Origin of the sequence: Acidovorax sp. CF316, from assembly GCF_000276605.1 — a bacterium.
Taxonomy (GTDB): Bacteria; Pseudomonadota; Gammaproteobacteria; order Burkholderiales; family Burkholderiaceae_C; genus Acidovorax.
The window spans coordinates 23,979-29,978 of sequence record NZ_AKJX01000126.1 but is presented as its reverse complement, the minus strand read 5'-3'; the positions used below and the strand labels follow the sequence as shown (position 1 = coordinate 29,978).

The window sequence follows — 6,000 nt, the reverse complement described above, 5'->3', positions numbered from 1 at the left end:
CTTTCTTTTGGCGACGCAAAAGAAAGAAGGTGCGCCGCCGGGCGCACATCCCGGCCTCCGCCCTCGACAAAGTAAATGAAGCAACCAGGCACAGCGACCTCAACCTGCCAGAGCCGCATAGAGCCCCGTCACCCGATCCATGCTCGACAACAAATTCTCACTCGCCACAAACACCTCCGACACCTGCCGCGCCGTGCTGCCAGCCACCCCGCCCGCCTGCATGCGCTGCAGCGCCGCATCAAAGAACACCCACTGCCCGTCGGCCAGCAGCAACTCCTGCCGGATCCGGTCATTCGCCTCAGGCGCCTTGCGCAGCACCTCGGTCGCCGCAACGAACTCCGTGCGTGCCTTGGCAATCTCGGCTGCGGCAACGGCCGCATCCACCGGCAACTGCGCCGCCAGATAAAACTTGGCCATGCGCTGGCTCAGCATGCGCTGGCGGCCGGCCAAGTTGACCAGGTGGCCCACGGGCTTGCCCGAGGCCGACTCGTACTGCACCGTGCCCTGGTGGGCCAGGGCCAGCACCTTGGCGTCGGCCTGCAGCATCGCGGTGGCGCCGGCCAGGGCGGGCGTGCCGCCGAGCAGCGTGGCCTTGTGCGTGGCCCAGGCGGCATCGAGCTGGCCGTAGGTATCGCGGATGCCGGCATTGGGCGCGTACGACTTGAGCTCGGCGAGCTGGCGCTCGAACAGGGCCACGGACTGCTCCAGCACCTGGCGCGCGGCCGGCTCCTGCACCTTGTGGGCCAGGGCCAGCCAGGCCTTGCCCATGCGCTGGCTCAGCATGCGCTGGCGCCCGGCCTTGTTGATGGCATCGTTGAGGTTGGCCACCTGGGCGTGGGCCGGCCGGGCCGCCACCAGGGCCAGGGTGCCGGCCACGGTGGCGGCGCCTGCGGCGGCACCGGCCTTCAGCAGCAAGGCCCTGCGCTGCAGGGCGGGCGACAAGGTCGTGGTGGTCATGGGCGTGTCCTTTCTGGTGGTCATGGCTGCTGCTGAAACAGGTTCATTCATTCGGTGGCGGCCGGGCCGAACATCAGCTGGTCGCGGATCTCGTCCACCGTGCGGCCTTCGCGCAGCAGCTCGAAGTACCAGCTGCCGTCCACCGTGTCGCCGTAGAGGCAGGCGCCCACGAGCTTGTCGTCCTTGATCACGAGCTTCTTGTATGAGCCGGTCACCGGGTCGCTCATGACGATCTCCTCGGTGCCCTCGCCGCCCTGGAAATCGCCGGCGCTGAACAGGTCGATGCCCGTCACCTTGAGCTTGGTGGAGGTGAGCGAGCCCTGGTAGCGGTCGATGCCCATCTCGGCCAGGTGGTTGGCCAGCACCTTGCCCTGCTCGAACAGGGGCGCCACCAGGCCGTAGGCGATGCCGCGGTGCGCGGCGCACTCGCCCACGGCGTAGATGCGTGCATCGGTGATGGTCTGCAGCGTGTCGCTCACCACGATGCCCCGGTTCACATGCAGGCGCATCTTCTCGGCCAGCGCCGTGTTGGGGCGGATGCCCACGGCCATCACCACCAGGTCGGCCGGCACTTCGCTGCCGTCCTTGAACTTCACGGCGGTCACGCGGCCCTCGGGGCCACCCACCAGTTCCGCGGTCTGGGCGTTGAGCAGGAACTGCATGCCGCGCTCCTGCAGCGACTGCTGCAGCATGCCGCCCGCCACCTCGTCGAGCTGGCGCTCCATGAGCGTGTTGCCCACATGCACCACGCTCACCTGCATGCCGCGCTTGACCAGGCCGTTGGCCACCTCCAGCCCCAACAGGCCCCCGCCGATGACCACCGCATGCCGGTAGGTGGCCGCGGCGGCGATCATGGCCTCGGTGTCGGCGATGTCGCGGTAGGCGAGCACGCCCTTGAGGTCCTTGCCCGGCACGGGCAGGATGAAGGGGTTGGAGCCCGTGGCCAGGATCAGGCGGTCGTACTCGGTGCTGATGGTCTCGCCGGTCGCGCTGGTGGCATGCACCACGCGGCGCACGCGGTCCACGTCCGTCACGGTGAAGCCGGTGTGCAGCGTGATCTGGTGGTCTTCGTACCAGGACCAGTCGTTGAGGATGATCTCGTCGATGGTCTGCTCGCCCGCCAGCACGGGCGACAGCAGGATGCGGTTGTAGTTGGGGTGCGGCTCGGCGCCGAACACCGTGATGTCGTAGAGGTCCGGGGCGATCTTGAGCAGCTCTTCCAGGGTGCGCACGCCGGCCATGCCATTGCCCACCATCACCAGCCTGGATTTTTTCATCGCAGCCCCCACACGCTTGTCGAAAAAACAAAACAAAAAAGGCGCCCACACCATGCTGCATCGAGAAAATCGCTCGACACCGCATGTGGGGACGCCTTCGTCCTTGCCGGCCGGGGTGCGCCATTGCACCGGGGCCCGCGGGGCCCTTGCGGGCCGTGCGGTCGAATAAGCAATGCGTGTGCCAACGCGGCGCCCCGATCCGGGGCACGCCTGCCGGCAGGCTCGTTCGTGGGGGCGGCCCCAGGGCGGTGCCCGGCGCACCATGCTGCACCGCACCATAATGGGGATGAAAAGCGGTATCGCCTTACGGGAGTGCATGGGCAGGCCTGGTTTGCACCAGCTTGGGCATGAAAGATGCTTGCCTGTGGTGCATGAGCTTTGAACTGGATTTCGGCTGCGTTTCGCAGGCCGGCCGCAAGGACGGCAACGAGGATTTCGCCGCCCTGGTCGAGGGCCGTGGGCGCGACCATGCGCGCGGCGCGATCGCGGCCCTGGCCGATGGCGTGAGCGCCGGGGGCAATGGGCGCGAAGCGGCGCAGACAACGGTGCGCACGCTGCTGTCCGACTACTTCGCCACGCCCGAGACCTGGGACACCACGGTGGCCCTGGACCGCATCCTCAGCGCCCACAACGCCTGGCTGGCGGCCATGAACCGGCGGCGCCAGCCCGCCGTGGGCCTGACCACGCTCACGGCCCTGGTGCTGCGCGGCCAGTCCTTCACCGTGGCCCACGTGGGTGATACGCGCGCCTACCTGCTGCGCGACGGGCGGCTGCAGCAGCTCACGGCCGACCACGTGATCGCGCAGCGCGACCTGGCCCACCAGCTCACGCGCGCGCTGGGGCTCGACGACCATGTGGTGGTGGACTACAGCCAGGGGGAGCTGCAGACCGGTGACCTGTTTCTGCTGCTGTCCGACGGCGTGCATGGCAGCCTGCCCGAGCGTGAACTGCGCAGCCTGATGCGCCAGGGTACGGCGCCGCAGGCGCTGTGCGAGGAGCTGGTGCGAACGGCCTTGCGCCGGGGCAGCAGCGACAACGTGACCGCGATGGCGGTGCAGGTGCGCGGCGTGCTCGAGGCCACCTTGCAGGACGAGTCGCGGCGCGCGCAGGAACTGCCGGTGCTGCCCCTGCTCAAGGTGGGCGACGCGGTCGATGGCCTGGTGGTCACGGCGCTGGTGGCCGACAGCGGCATCCACCGCATCTACCAAGTGCGCGACCCCGCCACCCAGCGCCTGTATGCCCTCAAGACCCTGAACCCGCAGCGCGCCCACGATGCCGAGGAGCGCGCCACGCTGGCACACGAGGCCTGGGTGGCGCGGCGCATGCAGTCGGGCAGCGCCGCGGCCCACCTGGCCTGCCTGAACGACTGGCCTGCCGCATCCTCGGGTGCCGGCAGCAGCTTCTTTTACCTGCTCTACGACTGGCACCGCGGCGAAACCCTGGGCCAGCAGCTGCGCCAGCGCCAGCCCTTTGGCGTGGCGCGCACCGTGGGCGTGGTCACCCAGGCCGTGCGCGTGCTGGGCCTGTTGCACCGCCAGGGCGTGGTGCACCGGGACATCAAGCCCGACAACCTGCACCTGGGGGACGATGGCGTGCTGCGCGTGCTCGACCTGGGCGTGGCGCTGAGCGGCCGCGAACCCGAGGCCACGCGCCAGCTGCATGCCGGCACGCCGAGCTACATGAACCCCGAGCAATGGCCCGGCTACGAGCGCACTGCCGACGGCGAGACAGGGCAGTTGCCCGATGCCGGCAGCGACCTGTTCGCGCTGGGCGTGACCCTGTACCAACTGCTCAGCCACGGCCGCCTGCCCTATGGCGAGGTGGTGCCCTACCAGATCGGGCGCTACCACCGCGACCCCGTGGCCCCCAGCCGCCACAACCCCGAGGTGCCGATCTGGCTGGACCAGATTGCCTTGAAGGCCGTGGCGCGCCAGCGCGCCCAGCGCTTCGAGACGGCCGAGGAGCTGCTGCTGGCGCTCGAGCGGGGCGCCTCGCGGCCCCTGCATGCACACGCACCGCTGGCACCGCTGATGCAGCGCGATGCCACGGCGATCTGGAAGATCGCGCTGGCAGTGAGCATGCTGGTGAATCTGCTGCTGGTGTATTGGGTGTTGTTCTTGCCGAGGTAGGGGGGCAAGCCTTGGCAGGTCGGGCGGCCTACGCGCACGACCGCCCTTTCAGCTGCAGCGAGGGCAACGCTGCGCGTTGGTTGGCTCGCGCCAACTCAGGCGCTGCGCGCCACCCTCTCTTTCGCTGGAAATGGGGCAAGCGCTGACGCGCTTACCGGCTGGCGCCGGTCACGCGCTGCGCGCGCGGCCCCCTTTCTCTGCCCACGTGCGCGTCCAGCGGATCTGCATCACGCGCAAGAGCACCAGCATGGCCGCGGCGCAGACGGCGATGGAGACGAAGCCCCAGAGGTAGGTGCCGCTGTACTGGCGCGACAGGCCCATGGCGTTGGGGATCAGGCCGCCGCCCAGGGCGCCGATCTCGCCGATCATCGAGCCGGCCACGGCGGTGGACAGGGGCCAGCGCAGGGGCACCAGCTGGAACAGTGCGCCGTTGCCCGCGCCCAGTGCGGCAAAGCACACCAGGAACAGCAGCATGGTGACCGGCAGGGACTTCTCGGCCAGGCCGCACAGCACCAGGCTGACGGTGGTGATGGCCAGCACACCGGTGAGCGTGTTCACGCCGCCCCACAGGTCCGACAGCCAGCCGCCGAACACGCGCAGCGCGGCGCCCAGGAAGGCGGCCATCATGGTCAGCTGGCCGGCCTGCACCTTGCTCACGCCGAACTGGTCGTAGAAGTAGGTGGGCATGAAGGCGATGAGGCCGATGAAGCCGCCGAAGGTCACGGCGTAGATCAGGCTGAAGGCCCAGCCGTCCTTCTCGAACAGGCAGGCGATGTGTTCGCGGAAAGAGGCGTGGGGCGCCCGGTCGGGTGGCTCCTTGGCGTAGACGGCCATCACGATGGCGGGCAGGGCCACGCCCACGGCGGCGAAGCCGTAGACCGACTGCCAGCCGAACTTCTGCGCCAGCACCGGGGCCAGCAGGGCGGACACGGCCGTGCCCACGTTGCCGGCGCCCACGATGCCCATGGCCAGGCCCTTGTAGCGTGGTGGGAAGGACCCCGAGCCCAGCGACAGCGCCACGCCGAAGCTGGCCCCCGCCACGCCCAGCAGCACGCCCATGGCCAGCAGGTCGTTGTAGTCGTTGACGAACAGGTAGCCGAAGCCCATGGCGATGAAGATGCCGGCCATCTCCACCAGCGTGGCGTTCTTGCGCCCGATGTACTGGGCCAGGATGCCCAGCGGAAAGCGCATCAGCGCGCCCGCGAAGATCGGGATGGACAGCATGATCCCCATCTGCGTGGGGGTGAGTTTCAGGCTCTCGGTGATGAACGGCGCCATCGCACCGTTGATGACCCACACGGCGCACGAAAAGGCGAAGTAGAGGAACGCGGACCACAGCGTGGGGGCGTGGCCGGATTTGAGGAAGTCCCGAAATTGAAGCATGGATGTCTCGCGTGGAATAGGGCGTTGGCAGGCAGGCAGGGGCGGCGGGGCCGGCCTGCCCGCAGCGCTGCTCTGTACCGTGGCTTGCTGCGCAAAAATGGAAAAACAAAAAGGCGTCCGCACGGAGTGCGCCGGCCGATGGGCCAACGACTCTCCATGGGGACGCCTGCGTCCTGTGCCCGCCGGATGCGCCTTTGCATCTGGCAACACGAACGGCCAACTTCGGCCGTGCTCCACTTTCCAAGCAAGGCGTG

The 6,000-nt window shown here is 68.8% G+C and carries 3 protein-coding genes and 1 pseudogene; 1 reads left to right on the top strand and 3 read right to left on the bottom strand.

Features of this window, described 5'->3' with window-relative positions:
* Nucleotides 1-99 precede the first annotated feature (99 nt).
* Both PMI14_RS15600 and PMI14_RS15595 read right to left on the bottom strand, forming a co-directional pair.
* Entirely contained in the window at nucleotides 100-957 is an 858-nt protein-coding gene (locus PMI14_RS15600) for a type IV pili methyl-accepting chemotaxis transducer N-terminal domain-containing protein (RefSeq protein ID WP_007855927.1), read from the bottom strand.
* A 65-nt stretch (nucleotides 958-1,022) separates the two neighbouring features.
* A pseudogene (locus tag PMI14_RS15595) lies at nucleotides 1,023-2,234 on the bottom strand (NAD(P)/FAD-dependent oxidoreductase); the annotation flags it as partial.
* A 371-nt stretch (nucleotides 2,235-2,605) separates the two neighbouring features.
* On the opposite strand from PMI14_RS15595, the gene PMI14_RS15590 reads away from it, so the two are divergent.
* Nucleotides 2,606-4,363, top strand: coding sequence for a bifunctional protein-serine/threonine kinase/phosphatase (locus tag PMI14_RS15590; protein WP_007855922.1), 1,758 nt, complete (start codon nucleotides 2,606-2,608; stop codon nucleotides 4,361-4,363).
* A gap of 168 nt (nucleotides 4,364-4,531) precedes the next feature.
* Here the strand turns inward: PMI14_RS15590 and PMI14_RS15585 are convergent, their stop codons facing one another.
* Complete coding sequence (locus tag PMI14_RS15585; RefSeq protein WP_007855920.1) at nucleotides 4,532-5,746, bottom strand: nitrate/nitrite transporter; 1,215 nt, start codon at nucleotides 5,744-5,746, stop codon at nucleotides 4,532-4,534.
* Nucleotides 5,747-6,000: the final 254 nt, after the last annotated feature.